This is a genomic window from Paucibacter sp. XJ19-41 (assembly GCF_028462495.1).
Lineage (GTDB): Bacteria > Pseudomonadota > Gammaproteobacteria > Burkholderiales > Burkholderiaceae_C > Roseateles_E.
In genome coordinates this window covers 1-15,553 of the sequence record NZ_JAQOWX010000004.1, presented here as the reverse complement: position 1 = coordinate 15,553, position 15,553 = coordinate 1, and the positions used below count along the sequence as shown (strand labels likewise).

Sequence of the window (15,553 nt, the reverse complement as noted above, 5' to 3'; positions counted from 1 at the left end):
AGTACCTGATGGCAAAAATCCACCATACTGCCGATGTCCAGACGCCACACATCGGAGCAAATACAAACTGCTGGCAATACTGTGTCATCTTAAAGGGCGCAAAGATTGGCAATGACTGCAACGTCTGCGCACATGTACTGATCGAGAATGACGTTCTGATGGGTGATCGCGTTACCGTCAAAAGTGGCGCTCAGCTTTGGGATGGATTGAGGGTAGGCGATGACGTGTTTATCGGCCCGAACGTGACATTCACCAACGACAAATTCCCGCGCTCCAAGCAGTTTCAGGACCAACCACTGATAACGACTATCGAGCGGGGCGTCTCTATCGGGGGCAATGCAACAATTCTTCCTGGGCTGACGATCGGTCAAAATGCAATGGTGGGGGCAGGTGCGGTTGTTACGCGCTCCGTACCTCCGAATGCAATCGTCTATGGCAACCCAGCACGCATTACAGGTTATGTGAATGCGGAAGCAATGCAGTCAGACACCAACCAGCCTGCGACATCGACTCGCGGCGCGGATACAACTCCTTGCCGCGTTAATGGGGTCAATTTGCACAAGTTGCCACGCGTGGTGGATATTCGCGGCAGCCTGACCGTCGGAGAGTTTGAACGCAGTATCCCTTTCGCAGCGAAACGCTATTTTATGGTGTTCGCGGTTCCCAGCGTCGAGACACGTGGCGAGCATGCCCATCGGGAATGCCACCAGTTTTTGATCTGCGCTCGTGGAAGTGTGACCGTGGTCGCGGACGATGGCGAAAACCGCGAAGAGTTCGTCCTAGACAGGCCCGAACTGGGCTTACATCTACCCCCAATGACTTGGGGTATTCAGTATAAATATTCACCGGACGCTGTGCTGCTTGTATTCGCCTCCCATTACTATGATGCAGCGGACTACATACGTGATTACAGCGAATTTCAGCAGTTGACTAGCGCTCAAAAATGATCCCCTTCCTCGATCTCAAATCGCCACACGTTGAGCTTCATGCTGAAATTCAGGAGGCGGTCAATCGTGTGATCTCTTCGGGCTGGTTTATTCTTGGCCCGGAAGTAGACCAGTTCGAAGCAGCGTATGCAGCATACTGTGATGCCAAACACTGCGTGGGTTTAGCCAACGGCCTTGATGCCCTTCATCTCTCCCTGTTGGCATTGGGTGTTGGCCCCGGCGACGAAGTTATAGTACCGTCCAATACCTATGTGGCAACTTGGCTGGCGGTGAGTCAATGCGGCGCGACGCCGATCCCAGTGGAGCCGGATCAGCGCACACACAATATTGATCCCGCCCTCATTGGCCAGGCCATCACTTCGCGGACTAAGGTGATCTTGCCTGTCCATCTGTATGGCCAGCCTGCGGACATGGACGCAATCATGGCAGTAGCCCGTCAACATGGCTTGGCGGTGCTGGAAGACGCCGCTCAAGCACACGGAGCGACTTACAAGGGTCGTCCCGTGGGCGCGCACGGCGATGTTGTTGCCTGGAGTTTTTATCCGGGCAAAAATCTCGGCGCATTGGGTGACGGCGGCGGCATCACGACCAGCAACGACAATATCGCTGATAAGGTTCGGGTTCTGCGCAACTATGGCTCACGCCAGAAGTACGTCAACGAAGTCAAGGGATATAACAGTCGACTCGACCCGATTCATGCTGCCGTGCTAGGCGTGAAACTCGGCCGACTGACCGAATGGAACCGCCGCCGCTCGGTTCTTGCTCAGCGCTATCTTACCGGTCTGCAAGACCTTGATCTGACTCTACCGGACACGCCGGACTGGGCAGGGAGCGCTTGGCACAACTTTGTCGTGCGGACCCCTCAGCGTACGGCCCTGCAGGATCACCTTCTAAGCAACGGCGTGGGCACGCTTATCCACTATCCGATTCCGCCTCATCTCCAACAGGCCTATGCGTCGATGAAAATTGGCAAGGGGAGTTTTCCCATCGCCGAAAAATTCGCCGCCGAAGTACTTAGCCTCCCGATGGGGCCGCATATCAGCCACGCTGATGCGGATACCGTGATTCAGCATGTCCGCAGTTTCTTCAGCTCGAAGGCGAATTAAGCGCAAGGTCGCTTATGGCCTGCTTTACCTGATTCAGTATGCGCGCAGTCTCTTCTTCAAGGTAATTTCCACGGCATCGGCCGAAGGACGCCCAACGCTGCATCAGCCGATGCAACTGGCCGGGGATGGCAATATCCGATTCGGTCGAAATATTCAGATCGGTGTTTTCCCATCACCGTTTTACCTAAGTAGTTATGGGTACTTTGAAGCACGCAGCCGCGACGCTGCTGTTCAAGTGGGTGACGGGACAGTGATCAACAACGGATTTGTCGCCATTGCAGAACACACGTCTATCGTGATCGGCAGGAACGTGTTGATCGGCACTCATGTAGAGATTTACGACTCCGATTTCCACGGATTGAATCGGCACGAGCGGTCGCGGTCGAATCCTGCTTGGGCGCGCCCAGTATTGATCGGCGACGATGTATTTCTGGGCTCGAATGTCAAAGTTCTGAAGGGCGTACGTATTGGCGCCGGCTCAGTCATAGCCAATGGGTCGGTAGTTGTTAGAGACATTCCCGACAATGTCATCGCTGGCGGCATCCCCGCCAGAGTCATTCGCGAGATTCCATGAGCGAGTCTCACCGACAGATCTTCAAGTCGACCAGCATCACTGGCGGCGCTTCGGCTATCACGCTCTTGGCTGGGATGGGGAAGATCAAGGTTCTTGCGTTGCTCGGCGGCCCGGTCGCAGTCGGCGTAATGGGTTTGCTTCAGAACGTGCTGACAGCCACCGCGACCGTGGCAGGTTGTGGTCTCGCAAGTAGCGGGATCCGTGCCATTGCGGCTCACGCGGACGAACCTGCACGAGTGGCCGCGCTCTGGAAGAGCTTGTTGTGGGCAAGTCTCGCGCTTGGATTTGGAGCAGGACTCGCTCTGGTTCTGGCCGGGGATGAACTTGGGGCACTGCTGCTCGGTCGGCGCTTGAGTACTGAGGAGTGCCTACTACTCTCGCTTGGGGTAATCGCGACGTTGTTGTTCACAACGCATACGGCTTTGCTGCAGGGACTTCGGCGGATTGGGGATTTGGCAATCGTCAACATTACGGCATCCGTTGTTGGTGCCATGACCAGCCTTGTACCCATATACCTGGAACTTCCGCACGCCGTGTTGTGGTTCGTTGTTATCGCCCCAGTCACGAGCGCCCTGTTTGCCTACGTCGCGTTGCGATGGAGGAGACTTCTGCCGCAGGACTCCGTTCCCGATGCTGCTGCAATCTCCGAACTTGGCCACCTATTCAAGCTCGGGATCCCAATCATGGCAGCCAGCGCGGTAACGCTAGGAACGCAGTTGGCGGCACGTGCGCTGATCGCCAATCGACTGGGGTTGGAGGCCAGTGGTCACTTTCAGGCTGCATGGTCAATCTCCACCACCTATATCGGGTTCATCCTGTCTGCGATGGCCGCTGACTATTTCCCAAGGCTATCGGCTATGAGCGATCGACCGAAGGAGGCCGCCAAGCTGGTAAACCAGCAGGCCGAGATGGCACTGACGATGGCTGCGCCCTTCGTTTTGGCGATCATCGCCTTTAGCCCACAAGCAATCACTGCACTCTACTCCAGCAAGTTTACAGGGGCCTTTGATCTTCTACGTTGGCAAGCGCTGGGAGATATCTTGAAGATCCTCTGTTGGCCAATTGGCTACATCTTGCTATCGACAGGTCGCGGAAAACTATTCATAGCAGCAGAAGCCATCTGGAGCATTACCTATCTGGGACTGATGTATTTGTTCATCGACCAGATGAAGCTGAACATTGCTGGCATAGGCTTCGTCGGCGCCTATGTAGTACTGCTCCTGTACTTGACGCTGTCAGGAAAGCTACTGATCAACTACTTGATTAGCGCCCGCAACTTTCTTTTCATGATCGCACTCCTGATCATTGGTGTCGTCATTATACAAACGACCACAATCGGCAATGCCGTGTATCTACACGCAACTCTGGTGCTCGTCGTCGCACTGTACACGCTTTGGCGTCTTGATCAGCTAGTAAACCTTCGCGAGTTGATCCGCAATCGACTGGCGCGGCTTTGATGACCCGCCGTCTCTCCTTACCCCATGATGCACCATGAGCCTTAGCGTTCTCATCCTCTCTTTCAACCACGCCCCCTACATAGGTGAGGCGATTGCCAGCGTAGTCCGTCAACTCGACTACGTTGATCAGATCGAGCTTCTCATCCTCGACGACGGGTCGACCGACGGAACTCAGGATATTCTCCGCAGCCTTCGATTGCCGGCCGAGATTTCGCTGCGGCTGTTCTTAAACGAGCACAAAGGCGTAGAAGCGATCGCAGGCAACTTCAATTTCCTCATCGCCAACGCCACAGGGACCTACATCTGCTTTCTCGCGTCGGACGACTACTTTCCGGCGCAAGCATTCAAGCATCAAATCGACTACCTCGAGCAGCACCAGGAAGCACAGCTGGTGTACGGCAACGGCGTTAATTTCAGCGGCGATCAACTCCAGGGACGCTTGCACGTGGACAAGATTCAGCAGGCCCTTGCGTCGAGCGATGCCCGCCAGGTTGAGGCCGCAATCACCTCTACCGTGCCGCAGCTTTACATCCAGGCGCTACTCGTGCGTCGCAGCTTCTTCGACGGATTCGCCCCCTTCGACGAGTCTCTCATTGCCGACGATTGGGCCTTCAACATTCGCGTATTCCGGCGCCTACGTATGGAGGGGCTGGCATTCCATTTCTGGGATGGCATTACCTTCCATCGGCGGCTTTTATCATCGAGCACCTCAAATAACCTGCGCGTCCATTACCACCGCATCCTGCAGGTGGCGCGGAAGTACGTGCCAGCCGACAACAAGGCGTTCTTCGCCTACTTCTACCTTCGCTATGCGAAGACCTTTGTTCGCCAGCGCATGCCTCGCCACGTCTTGTCCATGTTCTGGCGACTGCTCCTACTTCGCATCGGGTGCAAGTGCCACAGTCGCGGCCTCGAACAATTGCTCTGAATCCGTCCAGTCATGCCCCCCATTTCCACACACCTGCTGGTCGTTGACAACGCGCATATCTATCGGACGCCTGACGGCAAATACTACGCGCCGTCGCTTTACGACAACACTTTCTTTAATCGCTATTTGGCCATCTTCGACAAGGTCCGCTTCATTGCCAAGACCAAGTTGGTGGACAGAATCGACACGGGTAGATTCATTCAAATAGATGCGCCGGGGCTCGAAATTCACGAGTTGCCCTGGACGCAGGGTTTGTCAGCCCTCGCGCGCCGCCTGCCTGCCGTGTTGGCCCGGTATCGCAGCGCTTCCGCCGGTACGGACTGCGCCATTTATCGAGTCAGTCAACTTGAGAGTTACATCGCCTATCTGTTCCGAGACCGCCGTCAGCCGTTCTATTTGGAAGTCGTCAACGACCCGGAAACATTCGTGCATATGCCGACGATGTTGCGGTGGGTGAATCAATTCATGCTTCGAGTCATGCTGAAGCATGCGGATGGTGCTGCTTTCGTCACCGAGCGAGTGCTACAGGAGAAGTACCTCCCGCCAGCGCGCCTGAGCGACGCACGGTTTGAACGATCACACTACTCCTCGATCGAACTGAAACCCGACTGGATGGGGCCGCCGCGACGGTTCTTATCCTCCCTCCAGACAGTCCATCTTGCGCACGTTAGCAACTCCATTGATAACGACATCAAGGGGCATCAGACGGCAATTAAGGTCGTCCACCTTTTGAAGACCTATGGCGTGCCAGTGACATTGACTTTTATCGGAGACGGCTCCTTCGTCGACGCGTTGAAAGCCATGTGTCAGGACTTCAATGTCACTGAGCAGGTTCGCTTTGTCGGCCGGATTCATGATCGCGCGGAGTTACTGCGCCAGCTTCGCGAGACCGACTTGTTCCTTTACCCCACCCGATTGGAGGGATTGCCTCGCGCAGTGATTGAAGCGATGGCTGTCGGTCTACCCACGCTGTCCACACCCATTGCAGGTATCCCCGAGTTGCTGGATGCGGCATACATGTTTGATCCGGATGACGCCGATGGATTCGCCTCCGCTATTGTGAGGCTGCGCGAGCGTCCGAATGAGCTTAGCGCCATGAGTCAACACAATGTCGAAACGGCCAGCAAATTCTCGAAAGAAATTCTCGACGAACGTCGTTCCCGTTTCTATCGCAGTCTGCGTAATCGCGCCGAGTCGTCCGAACGCCGGCGTCCACAGTGATGCGGATCCTGTATCTCACTGGTCGCGAGAACCCCTTCTACAACGTGCTTCGAAACGAGGTGGAGGGCGTTTGCGCCACGCACTTCTTCGCAAGCGATTCATCGATGGCGAAAGTGGTCCGTCGAATCGTGACGAAGGTCCCTGGGACCTCTGTGAGACCGTTCTTCAACAATTGGATTCACGCAATCGATCAGTACGATGTGGTGGTGATCGGCGGAACCATCTACAGCCGCTTCATCGCGGAAGCCCTGATCGTCAGAGGCTTCCGCGACCGACTCGTGCACTGGTTCTGGAACCCCGTTGCCCCGGCGGACCGCATCCACCTCCTTAAGCGGCAGGGCGTACCCATTTACACCTTTGATCCGTCCGACGCCGTACGGTTCGACCTGCATCTCGAAACCACTTACTACTTCTCGTCCCTGCGCGCAAAGGGGGCCGACTCAGAACCAGAAAACGACGTCTACTTCGTGGGTGGCGACAAGGGCCGGCTGAGTCAACTGCTCTCAGTTCGGCAGAGTTTCACTAGACTCGGTCTGAGATGCACCTTCCATATCACGGACACCGGACATCATCGTCCGGCAACGGCTTTTCAGTTTTCCCGGCCTATTCCCTACAGCGACGTGATCGGTGCCATTCATAGGACGCGGTGTCTGCTGGATTATGTCCAGCAGGGTCAATCGGGGCTGACACAGCGCCCCATGGAGGCTCTATTCCACCGCAAGAAGCTCATCACCAACGACAGACGCATATCGGAGCATGATTTCTATCGTCAGGAGAACATCTTTATCCTGGGACAGGATGATCCAGCTGGGTTACCAGCGTTCGTTGCAGCTCCTTTCCAAGATATCGATCCAATGATCGTGGCACGCTATGACTTCGCAAACTGGGTACATCGAATCGCGAACACGGTCAGGCAAACGACTCTTCCACCCGTTCTCCCTCCGGCATCATGATCATCTTCTTGCTCATTATCGCTGCGACATTCGCGATGGCCTCGCCGAGGAGCAAGGCGGGCTACTTCTTTCTACTAGCGATCATCCATCTGGCCATTGCCGGCAATTTGGACAATCCAGACCGCTATTACTACGCTGAAAACTTTGACGGCATCCGAACTGGTGGTCAAGATGACAGCTTCGAGTTGGGCTATCAATCTCTTGCGCGCATCGCGTCACAGTTAGGTCTCGAGTACGGAGCATTCCACTTCGTTCTCTCAGGTGCAGCCCTGCTGCTGATCTGCAAGGCCGTCATGGACCTGACGGATCGTCCTGCCCTGGGGCTGCTCGCTTATCTCTTCTTCCCATTCTTCTGGGACGTGACTCAGGTTAGAAACTTCTACGCCATGGCCATCGTGATCTATGGCATGAAGTACTTGTTGGTAGAGGAACGCAAATCGAACCTGAAATATGCTGTGACCATTCTCATCGCGTCCACGTTCCATGTCACCTCTGTCTTCTACCTCCTGTTCCTAGCAGCCCGAACACAGAACAAGGTATTGCTCTGGAGCGCATTGGGCGTCGCTGCAGCCATCTACACGCTAGTGTTCAGCGCATTGGTAGCGTCCCCATTGCTCGCCTTTGTCGCCGAGAAGATCGACGTCTACACCACGACAGAGACGAGCCTTGTGACTAAGGTGGCTGTGCTCGCCTTCTACGCCGCCAGCCTGGCGATGCTATGGTGGACTGCACGTAGAATGACCGTTGCTGATGCAGGCGCCGTTGTGCAGCCCCTTGCAAAGCATTCCGAATCAAGAACCAAGCATGTGCCGCCGCGGCTGCCGTGGATGCCCTACCTTCGCATCTCGCCAACCGTGCTGCTCAACGTGAACTTGGTCGCTGGTCTGTCCATACTACTGACACTCGACAATCTGGACTTCATCCGGCTCTACCGGAATCTCTTCCTCGTCAATTGCATATTCGTGATTAACGGAATCTACCGTTCTCGAAGAAAGAACCGGGCCTTGATGTCACTCTGCTTCATTGCATACCTGGTCACCGTATTCACCGGTTTCGTCTACATCACGTCAACGTCGAACATCATTGAAAGCACGCTGCTCAACAACGTCGTCAGCGGGTGAATCAATACACAGCAACATGAAAAAATATCAGATCTGCTGCAACTGCATCATGGACACGTCGGACCCCCACATCCAGTTCGACGCGCAAGGCCGCTGCGAGTATTGCAACAACTTCGAGCAGACCATCGCCCCGAATTGGACTAGTGGCCAGAAACATGAAGCCGAGTTGAAAACCATGGCCGAAGCTATCAAGGCCGAGGGCAAGGGCAAGGACTTCGATTGCATCATCGGACTGAGCGGCGGCCTGGACAGTTCCTACGCCGCCTACATCGCTAAAGAGAAGATGGGGCTGCGCCCCCTTCTTTTCCATGTCGATGCCGGATGGAATACCGACCAAGCAGTAGGCAACATCGAGAAGCTTGTCGACGGTCTTGGACTCGACCTCTATACCGAAGTTATCAACTGGGAGGAGATGAAAGACTTGCAGGTAGCGTTCCTAAAGTCCGGCATCCCGGATCAGGATCTGCCCCAGGATGCCTCGTTCTTCTCGTCGTTGTACAAGTTCGCACGCCAGCACAAGATCAAGCACGTCATTACCGGGTCGAACTTTTCGACCGAATGCTGCCGCGAGCCCGAGGAGTGGGGCGGCTACCTGGGCATCGATACGCTGCTGTTCAACGACATCCATCGCCAATTCGGCAAGCGCCCGCTGGAGACCTTCCCGCTCAAGGACATCCTGATCTACAAGCTGTACTACCAGAAGATCCTCGGCATGAAGGTGCATCACCCGCTGAACCTCGTGCCCTTCGGCAAGAAGGACGCCGAGGATGAATTGGGCCGCCTATTCGGCTGGCAGCGATTCCAGCACAAGCACCATGAGTCACGCTTCACCCGCTTCTATGAAGACTATTGGCTGCCACGAAAATTCGGCTTCCACAAGCGTCGTGCCCATTTTTCCAGCCTGATCATGACGGGTCAGATGACGCGAGAGGCTGCGCTGGAACGCATCGCCAGCCCAGAGATGGATGAGCACTTCCTGAAGCAGGAATTCGAGTACGTTGCCCACAAGCTGGACTTGACGGTGGAGGAACTGCAGCAGATCTTCAACAGCCCGAACAAGACCTACCGTGACTATAAGAACAAGCGATGGATGATCGGCTTTGGTGCCAATGTCATGCGCTGGTTGGGACTGGAAAAGAGGTATTTCCGATGATTCGCATCGTTGACTACGGTGTCGGCAATATCCAGGCTTTCATGACGATGTTCAAGCGTCTGGGTTTGGAGGCTAGCCGTGCGCGTACTGCGGAAGAATTGGAAGGCGCCACTCGCTTGGTCCTGCCGGGCGTCGGCGCCTTCGATACCGCCATGAATCTGCTAAACCAGTCGGGCATGCGTGAGCGTTTGGATGGAATGGTGCTGCAGGAACAGATCCCGGTCATCGGCATCTGCGTTGGCATGCAAATGCTGGCCAGTGGCAGCGACGAGGGTGAACTGCCTGGACTGAACTGGGTGCCAGGCCGCGTGAAGGCCTTCGCCATGCACCCGCAATCCAAGCACCTACCCATGCCTCACATGGGTTGGAACGACCTTGAGATCAAACCCGGCCACAAGCTCTTCACCGACTTCGAGCCAGAGCCGCGTTTCTACTTCCTGCACTCATACTACTTCGAGGCCGAAGACAAAAACGATGTCTCCGCCACCGCCGAGTACGGGCACCACTTCGACTGCATCGTGTCAAAGGGCCATATCCATGGCGTTCAATGCCACCCTGAGAAAAGCCACCACTTTGGTGCGCAGCTCTTAAAGAACTTCGCGGAACTCTGAGCCATGCTGCGCCCCCGCATTATTCCCTGCCTGCTCGTCCACAAGGGTGGACTGGTCAAGACCCAGCAGTTCAAAGCGCCGAAGTATGTGGGCGACCCGATCAACGCCGTCAAGATCTTCAACGAAAAGGAATCCGACGAGTTGATGGTGCTGGACATTGACGCCTCGGTAAACCGGGCGGAACCGAACTATGCACAGATCGCCAAGCTGGCTGCCGAGTGCCGCATGCCCCTGTGCTATGGCGGTGGTGTCACGACTGCAGACCAGGCATCGCGCATCATTGACCTGGGTGTCGAGAAGGTATCGGTCAGCGCCGCCGCAGTAGCTAACCCCGACCTGCTGGCAAAAATGGCCACAGCCATTGGCCGCCAGAGCGTGGTTGCTGTGCTCGACGTGCGCAAGAAGAGCGGCCTCTTCAGCAAGGGCTACGAAATCTGCACGCATAACGCCAAGAACGCTCACAAGCTTGATCCGATTGCATTCGCCCGGCAGTTGCAAGACGCCGGCGCAGGGGAGATTGTGATCAACTCCGTCGACCGTGACGGCGAAATGAGGGGGTATGACATTGACCTGGCCCGCCAGATGCGGGCCGAACTCAAGGTGCCATTAACCATTTTGGGGGGTGCCGGCTCTCTCGATGACATCGGCCAGTTGCTGGGCGCCTGCGGCGTAATCGGTGCTGCCGTCGGCAGCCTGTTCGTGTTCAAGGGGCAGTACCGCGCCGTTTTGATCAATTACCCTACCCCGCAGCAGAAGGACGACCTCTGTCGCGCTGCACTGCGCTCGTACAACAAGACCTGAATCGCGCCATGTTCACAGATAAGACCCTCCTGATCACCGGCGGCACCGGCAGCTTTGGCAACGCCGTGCTGCGTCGCTTCCTTGATTCCGATTTGCGCGAGATCCGCATCTTCTCCCGTGACGAGAAGAAGCAGGACGATATGCGTAAGCGCTACAACAGCCCCAAGCTGAAGTTTTATATCGGAGATGTGCGTGATATGCGTGCCGTCGAATCGGCCATGCGTGGCGTGGATTATTGCTACCACGCCGCCGCCTTGAAGCAGGTACCGTCCTGCGAGTTCCATCCGATGGAAGCGGTGCGCACCAATGTGCTGGGCACCGAGAACGTGCTCGAGGCCGCCATACGCGCCGGAGTAAAGCGTGTCGTCTGCCTGAGCACCGACAAGGCCGTCTACCCGATCAACGCGATGGGCATCTCCAAAGCCATGATGGAGAAGGTGATGGTCGCTGCCTCACGCAATCTGGAGGGCACTGGCACCGTTATCTGCGGTACGCGCTACGGCAATGTGATGGCTTCGCGCGGCTCCGTGATTCCCCTGTTCGTTGAGCAGGTGCGCGCCGGAAAGCCCATCACCATCACCGACCCGAACATGACCCGCTTCATGATGACGCTGGACGATGCTGTAGAGCTGGTCCTCTATGCGTTCGAACATGGCAACAACGGTGACATCTTCGTGCAGAAGGCCCCGGCGGCCACGGTGGAGGTGCTCACGCACGCCATTTTGTCGCTGATGAAACGCGCCGACCATGAAGTACGTGTCATTGGCACCCGTCACGGTGAGAAGTTGTACGAAGCGCTGCTGAGCCGCGAGGAGCGCGCTGCGGCAGAGGATTTGGGCGGCTACTTCCGCGTACCGCCGGACGGACGCGACTTGAACTATGGCAAGTTCGTCGATCAAGGAGAAACCAGCATTTCGACTAGCGAGGACTACAACTCCCACAACACCGAACGCCTAGATATTGACGGCATGGAGCAGTTGCTGCTGAAGCTGGATTTCATGCGACGCATCGCCAACGATGAAGCGCCCCATCCGGAGGACTGACATGCGAATCGCTATCACCGGTGCTCAGGGTTTCATCGGACGCAACCTCCAGGTCAGGCTCAAGGAGCTCGGACATCTGGATCCCGTGCTCATCCCGCACGATGTGAAACCCGAAGCCCTGCCTGCACTGTTGGCAGGCGTTGATTTCGTTTTCCATTTGGCCGGAGTGAACCGACCGCTGGATCCGTCCGACTTCACTCAGGGCAACCACGTCTTCACGCGTATTCTGTGCGAAGCGATGGCAGGTTTGCCGACCAAGCCGCGCATCGCCTATGCATCTTCTACCCAAGCCGCTCTGGACAACCCCTATGGCCGCAGCAAGCGCGAGGCCGAGGACGAGTTGCTGGCCTATGGCGAGAAGACAGGCACCTCGGTCCATGTGTTTCGACTGACCAACGTCTTTGGGAAGTGGTCCCGCCCGAATTACAACTCAGCGGTCGCCACTTTTTGCCACAACATCGCTCGCGGCGAACAGATCACCGTTAAAGATCCCGATGCGCCATTGCGTCTGATCTATATCGACGATGTGCTGCGCCACTTCTGTGCGCTGCTGGACGATCCCGCAGCACCCAGCGGGCTGCTGCAGGCCGGCCCGGAGTACGACACTACCGTCGGTGCACTGGCCGATCAGATTCGCGCCTTCCAGAGCAGCCGCGAATCGATGGTGACGGAGCGTGTCGGTACGGGACTGACCCGTGCGCTCTATGCGACCTATGTCAGCTTCCTGCCCCTGCCGGCCTTCGAATACGAGGTCCAGCGCCACGCCGACCCGCGCGGCGTTTTCGTCGAGATGCTGAAGACGCCCGACTGCGGCCAGTTTGGCTACTTTACGGCCTTTCCCGGCATCACCCGCGGCGAACACTACCACCATACCAAGACAGAGAAGTTCCTGGTGATCAAGGGCACGGCAAGCTTCGGCTACCGCCACATCCTCACCAACGAAACGTACGAGATCATCACACGTGGTGGCGACGGGCGGATTGTCGAAACAATTCCCGGCTGGACCCACAATGTCAGCAATATCGGCGACGACGAACTCGTCGTCATGGTTTGGGCCAACGAGATCTTTGATCGACAGAAGCCTGACACCATCGCCCAGAAAGTTCAACAGGCATGAAGAAGCTCAAAGTCGTCTCCGTCGTTGGTACCCGCCCGGAGATCATCCGTCTGTCCCGCGTCCTGGCACGCCTGGACGAGCATTGCGACCACGTGCTGGTTCACACCGGCCAGAACTATGATTACGAACTGAATCAGGTCTTCTTCGACGACCTGGGCGTTCGCAAGCCCGATCACTTCCTGAACAGCGCAGGCACCAACGCGGCACAGACCATCGGCAACCTGATCATCGCCGTCGACTCCGTGCTGGAGCAGGAGAAACCGGAAGCGCTGCTGGTGCTGGGCGATACGAACAGCTGCCTGGCCGTCATTCCGGCCAAGCGCCGCAAGATCGCTATCTTTCACATGGAAGCGGGCAACCGCTGCTTTGATCAGCGGGTGCCCGAAGAGACGAACCGCCGCATCGTCGATCATACTGCCGACATCAATCTCACCTATAGCGACATCGCCCGTGAGTACCTGCTGCGTGAGGGCTTGCCGCCGGACCAGATCATCAAAACCGGGAGCCCGATGTTCGAGGTGCTGACGCACTACCGCCCGAGAATTGACGCCTCAGACGCACTGACCCGCTTGGGCGTCGAGCCGGGCCAGTACTTCGTTGTCAGCGCGCATCGCGAAGAGAACATCGAGTCTGATCGCAGCTTCGGCAAGCTCTGCGGGGTCCTGAACGGTCTGGCCGAAGATCATGGCCAGCCGGTAATTGTCTCCACCCACCCGCGGACTCAGAAGCGCATCACGGCGATGGGCGTCAGCTTTCATCCGCAGGTGCGCCTGCTCAAGCCGCTTGGCTTTCACGACTACGTCAAGCTACAGATGCACGCAAAAGCCGTGTTGTCCGACAGTGGCACGATCAACGAAGAGTCGTCGATCCTGAACTTCCCAGCACTGAATTTGCGGGAGGCGCACGAGCGCCCGGAAGGCATGGAGGAAGCCTCGGTCATGATGGTTGGCCTGGAGCTGGACCGCGTGCGTCAGGCCATGCGAATCCTTGAAACGCAGCCGCGCGGTGAGCAGCGTTCGCTCCGACAAGTTGCGGACTACAGCATGCCCAATGTTGCTGACAAGGTGGTGCGCATCATTCACAGCTACACGGACTATGTAACGCGAGTGGTCTGGCGTCGGTACGAGTGAGAGCGGATTGAAAGTCCTCGTCGTCAGCCAGTACTTCTGGCCTGAGACCTTCCGCGTCAATGACATCGTCTCCGAGCTCACTGCGCGCGGGCACGAAGTTTCTGTATTGACGGGTCGGCCTAACTATCCCGAAGGCGCGGTCCAGCCCGACTTCCTAGCGCATCCAGAGCACTATGGCAGCTATGCCGGCGCCGAGGTGCTGCGCTTGCCGCTGCGCCCGCGCGGCAAAGGCAGCCTGCAGCTGCTGCTGAACTATTGGAGCTTCGTATTCTGGGGGTGCTTGCTCGGCCCCTGGAAGCTGCGCGGCCGGCATTTCGACGCGATCTTCGTCTTCGAGACCTCGCCCATCACGTCAGCGCTGCCGGCGATCCTGCTCAAATGGATTAAGCGAGCGCCACTTTCAATGTGGGTGCTGGACTTGTGGCCGGACACTTTGAAGGCTGTCGGTATGGTGAAGTCAGAGCGGGCATTGCGGCTGGTCGGCGCGCTCTGCACCTTCATCTATCGCCAATGCGATCTTATTCTCGGGCAGTCGCAAGCCTTTGTGGAACCTATTCGACGTTGGGCGGGTTCCACGGACAAGTTCCGCTACTTTCCGGCTTGGTCAGAGGAGGTCTTCGACAATGCGTCCGCTCACGTCGATATCGCTCCCGAGCTTCTAGACCATCAGGGCAAATTCAACATCCTCTTCGCCGGCAACATCGGCGACGCACAGGACTTTCCGTCGATCCTCCGGGCCGCCGATCTAACGCGCGATCACACCGACATTCACTGGCTCATCGTCGGCGACGGACGGGCGGCAGCGCAGGTGCGCGAAGAGATACAGCGCCTGGGACTGTCTTCCACGGTCTTCATGCTTGGTCGGCATCCCGTCGAACGCATGCCCAGCTTCTTTGCCGGCGCAAGCGCCTTGCTGGTGTCGTTGAAGTCGGATCCCATTTTTTCGATGACCATACCAGGCAAGGTGCAGAGCTACCTGGCCGCTGGCAAGCCGCTATTGGCCATGCTGGACGGCGAGGGCGCACGCGTGATCGAGGCCTCCGGTGCGGGACATGTTGCCTCAGCTGGCGACGCAAGAGCTCTTGCAAATCAAGCACTGGCGCTAGCAAACCTCCCACTAGAGCGCCAACTCGCGATGGGCCAAAGCGGCCGCTCATACTGCGAAGCGCAGTTCAATCGAGCCTCTTTGATGACCCAATTGGAACGCTGGCTAGCCTCGTCGTCCGCCTGATCCGGGGCGGACAAACACGCTCCGCCACCGCCACTCAATCGCGCAGATTGCCACGGCCAATCGCGTGGTGCTCGATCTCCAGGGTCTTCATCATGGCCGGGTCATACAGATTGCGCCCGTCAAAAATCACCGGCTGCGCCAGCGCGGCCTTGATGCCGTC

The 15,553-nt window shown here is 57.1% G+C and carries 15 protein-coding genes; all 15 read left to right on the top strand.

What is annotated here, in order from left to right; translation table 11 throughout:
* The first annotated feature begins 8 nt into the window (after positions 1-8).
* Genes PO768_RS01880 through PO768_RS01810 form a run of 15 tightly spaced genes read left to right on the top strand, consistent with a single transcriptional unit; the run spans position 9 to position 15,393 of the window.
* A complete protein-coding gene (locus PO768_RS01880; RefSeq protein ID WP_272644658.1) occupies positions 9-947 on the top strand; it encodes a WxcM-like domain-containing protein in 939 nt (312 codons plus the stop codon).
* Positions 944-2,053, top strand: a complete 1,110-nt coding sequence (locus tag PO768_RS01875; RefSeq protein WP_272644657.1) for a DegT/DnrJ/EryC1/StrS family aminotransferase — start codon at positions 944-946, stop codon at positions 2,051-2,053. Before PO768_RS01880 ends, PO768_RS01875 begins: the two co-directional genes overlap by 4 nt.
* Positions 2,019-2,627: an acyltransferase gene (locus tag PO768_RS01870; RefSeq protein WP_272644656.1), complete on the top strand. Its 609-nt coding sequence runs from the start codon at positions 2,019-2,021 to the stop codon at positions 2,625-2,627. The genes PO768_RS01875 and PO768_RS01870 overlap by 35 nt, the downstream gene beginning before the upstream one ends.
* Positions 2,624-4,084 (top strand): oligosaccharide flippase family protein, encoded by a 1,461-nt coding sequence (locus PO768_RS01865; protein WP_272644655.1) that lies wholly within the window; start codon positions 2,624-2,626, stop codon positions 4,082-4,084. The genes PO768_RS01870 and PO768_RS01865 overlap by 4 nt, the downstream gene beginning before the upstream one ends.
* A gap of 34 nt (positions 4,085-4,118) precedes the next feature.
* Positions 4,119-5,012, top strand: coding sequence for a glycosyltransferase (locus PO768_RS01860; RefSeq protein WP_272644654.1), 894 nt, complete (start codon positions 4,119-4,121; stop codon positions 5,010-5,012).
* 12 nt (positions 5,013-5,024) lie between these two features.
* Complete coding sequence (locus PO768_RS01855; RefSeq protein WP_272644653.1) at positions 5,025-6,233, top strand: glycosyltransferase; 1,209 nt, start codon at positions 5,025-5,027, stop codon at positions 6,231-6,233.
* Positions 6,233-7,186: a hypothetical protein gene (locus PO768_RS01850; protein ID WP_272644652.1), complete on the top strand. Its 954-nt coding sequence runs from the start codon at positions 6,233-6,235 to the stop codon at positions 7,184-7,186. Before PO768_RS01855 ends, PO768_RS01850 begins: the two co-directional genes overlap by 1 nt.
* Positions 7,183-8,307 (top strand): EpsG family protein, encoded by a 1,125-nt coding sequence (locus PO768_RS01845; RefSeq protein ID WP_272644651.1) that lies wholly within the window; start codon positions 7,183-7,185, stop codon positions 8,305-8,307. Before PO768_RS01850 ends, PO768_RS01845 begins: the two co-directional genes overlap by 4 nt.
* A 16-nt stretch (positions 8,308-8,323) precedes the next feature.
* The gene (locus PO768_RS01840) at positions 8,324-9,460 is read left to right on the top strand and encodes an N-acetyl sugar amidotransferase (RefSeq protein ID WP_272644650.1); all 1,137 of its coding nucleotides are present in this window, start codon (positions 8,324-8,326) and stop codon (positions 9,458-9,460) included.
* Positions 9,457-10,071, top strand: coding sequence for an imidazole glycerol phosphate synthase subunit HisH (gene hisH / locus PO768_RS01835; RefSeq protein ID WP_272644649.1), 615 nt, complete (start codon positions 9,457-9,459; stop codon positions 10,069-10,071). Before PO768_RS01840 ends, hisH begins: the two co-directional genes overlap by 4 nt.
* A gap of 3 nt (positions 10,072-10,074) precedes the next feature.
* Positions 10,075-10,872, top strand: coding sequence for an AglZ/HisF2 family acetamidino modification protein (locus PO768_RS01830; RefSeq protein WP_272644648.1), 798 nt, complete (start codon positions 10,075-10,077; stop codon positions 10,870-10,872).
* Positions 10,873-10,880: 8 nt separating this feature from the next.
* Positions 10,881-11,915 carry a polysaccharide biosynthesis protein gene (locus PO768_RS01825; RefSeq protein ID WP_272644647.1) on the top strand — a complete coding sequence of 345 codons (1,035 nt, stop codon included), beginning with the start codon at positions 10,881-10,883 and terminating at the stop codon, positions 11,913-11,915.
* A gap of 1 nt (position 11,916) precedes the next feature.
* On the top strand, positions 11,917-13,032 hold the full coding sequence (gene wbjC / locus PO768_RS01820; RefSeq protein ID WP_272644646.1) for a UDP-2-acetamido-2,6-beta-L-arabino-hexul-4-ose reductase: 1,116 nt from the start codon (positions 11,917-11,919) through the stop codon (positions 13,030-13,032).
* The gene (gene wecB, locus PO768_RS01815; RefSeq protein WP_272644645.1) at positions 13,029-14,162 is read left to right on the top strand and encodes a non-hydrolyzing UDP-N-acetylglucosamine 2-epimerase; all 1,134 of its coding nucleotides are present in this window, start codon (positions 13,029-13,031) and stop codon (positions 14,160-14,162) included. Before wbjC ends, wecB begins: the two co-directional genes overlap by 4 nt.
* A 7-nt stretch (positions 14,163-14,169) precedes the next feature.
* Positions 14,170-15,393 (top strand): glycosyltransferase family 4 protein, encoded by a 1,224-nt coding sequence (locus PO768_RS01810; protein WP_272644644.1) that lies wholly within the window; start codon positions 14,170-14,172, stop codon positions 15,391-15,393.
* Positions 15,394-15,553 lie beyond the last annotated feature (160 nt).

Bases quoted from the DNA above. Each gene is read 5' to 3' on its own strand.
- PO768_RS01850 (WP_272644652.1), top strand. From the start codon at position 6,233: ATGCGGATCCTGTATCTCACTGGTCGCGAGAACCCCTTCTACAACGTG.
- PO768_RS01825 (WP_272644647.1), top strand. From the start codon at position 10,881: ATGTTCACAGATAAGACCCTCCTGATCACCGGCGGCACCGGCAGCTTT.
- PO768_RS01830 (WP_272644648.1), top strand. From the start codon at position 10,075: ATGCTGCGCCCCCGCATTATTCCCTGCCTGCTCGTCCACAAGGGTGGA.
- hisH (WP_272644649.1), top strand. From the start codon at position 9,457: ATGATTCGCATCGTTGACTACGGTGTCGGCAATATCCAGGCTTTCATG.
- wbjC (WP_272644646.1), top strand. From the start codon at position 11,917: ATGCGAATCGCTATCACCGGTGCTCAGGGTTTCATCGGACGCAACCTC.
- PO768_RS01880 (WP_272644658.1), top strand. From the start codon at position 9: ATGGCAAAAATCCACCATACTGCCGATGTCCAGACGCCACACATCGGA.
- PO768_RS01840 (WP_272644650.1), top strand. From the start codon at position 8,324: ATGAAAAAATATCAGATCTGCTGCAACTGCATCATGGACACGTCGGAC.
- PO768_RS01865 (WP_272644655.1), top strand. From the start codon at position 2,624: ATGAGCGAGTCTCACCGACAGATCTTCAAGTCGACCAGCATCACTGGC.
- wecB (WP_272644645.1), top strand. From the start codon at position 13,029: ATGAAGAAGCTCAAAGTCGTCTCCGTCGTTGGTACCCGCCCGGAGATC.
- PO768_RS01860 (WP_272644654.1), top strand. From the start codon at position 4,119: ATGAGCCTTAGCGTTCTCATCCTCTCTTTCAACCACGCCCCCTACATA.
- PO768_RS01870 (WP_272644656.1), top strand. From the start codon at position 2,019: ATGTCCGCAGTTTCTTCAGCTCGAAGGCGAATTAAGCGCAAGGTCGCT.
- PO768_RS01875 (WP_272644657.1), top strand. From the start codon at position 944: ATGATCCCCTTCCTCGATCTCAAATCGCCACACGTTGAGCTTCATGCT.
- PO768_RS01855 (WP_272644653.1), top strand. From the start codon at position 5,025: ATGCCCCCCATTTCCACACACCTGCTGGTCGTTGACAACGCGCATATC.
- PO768_RS01845 (WP_272644651.1), top strand. From the start codon at position 7,183: ATGATCATCTTCTTGCTCATTATCGCTGCGACATTCGCGATGGCCTCG.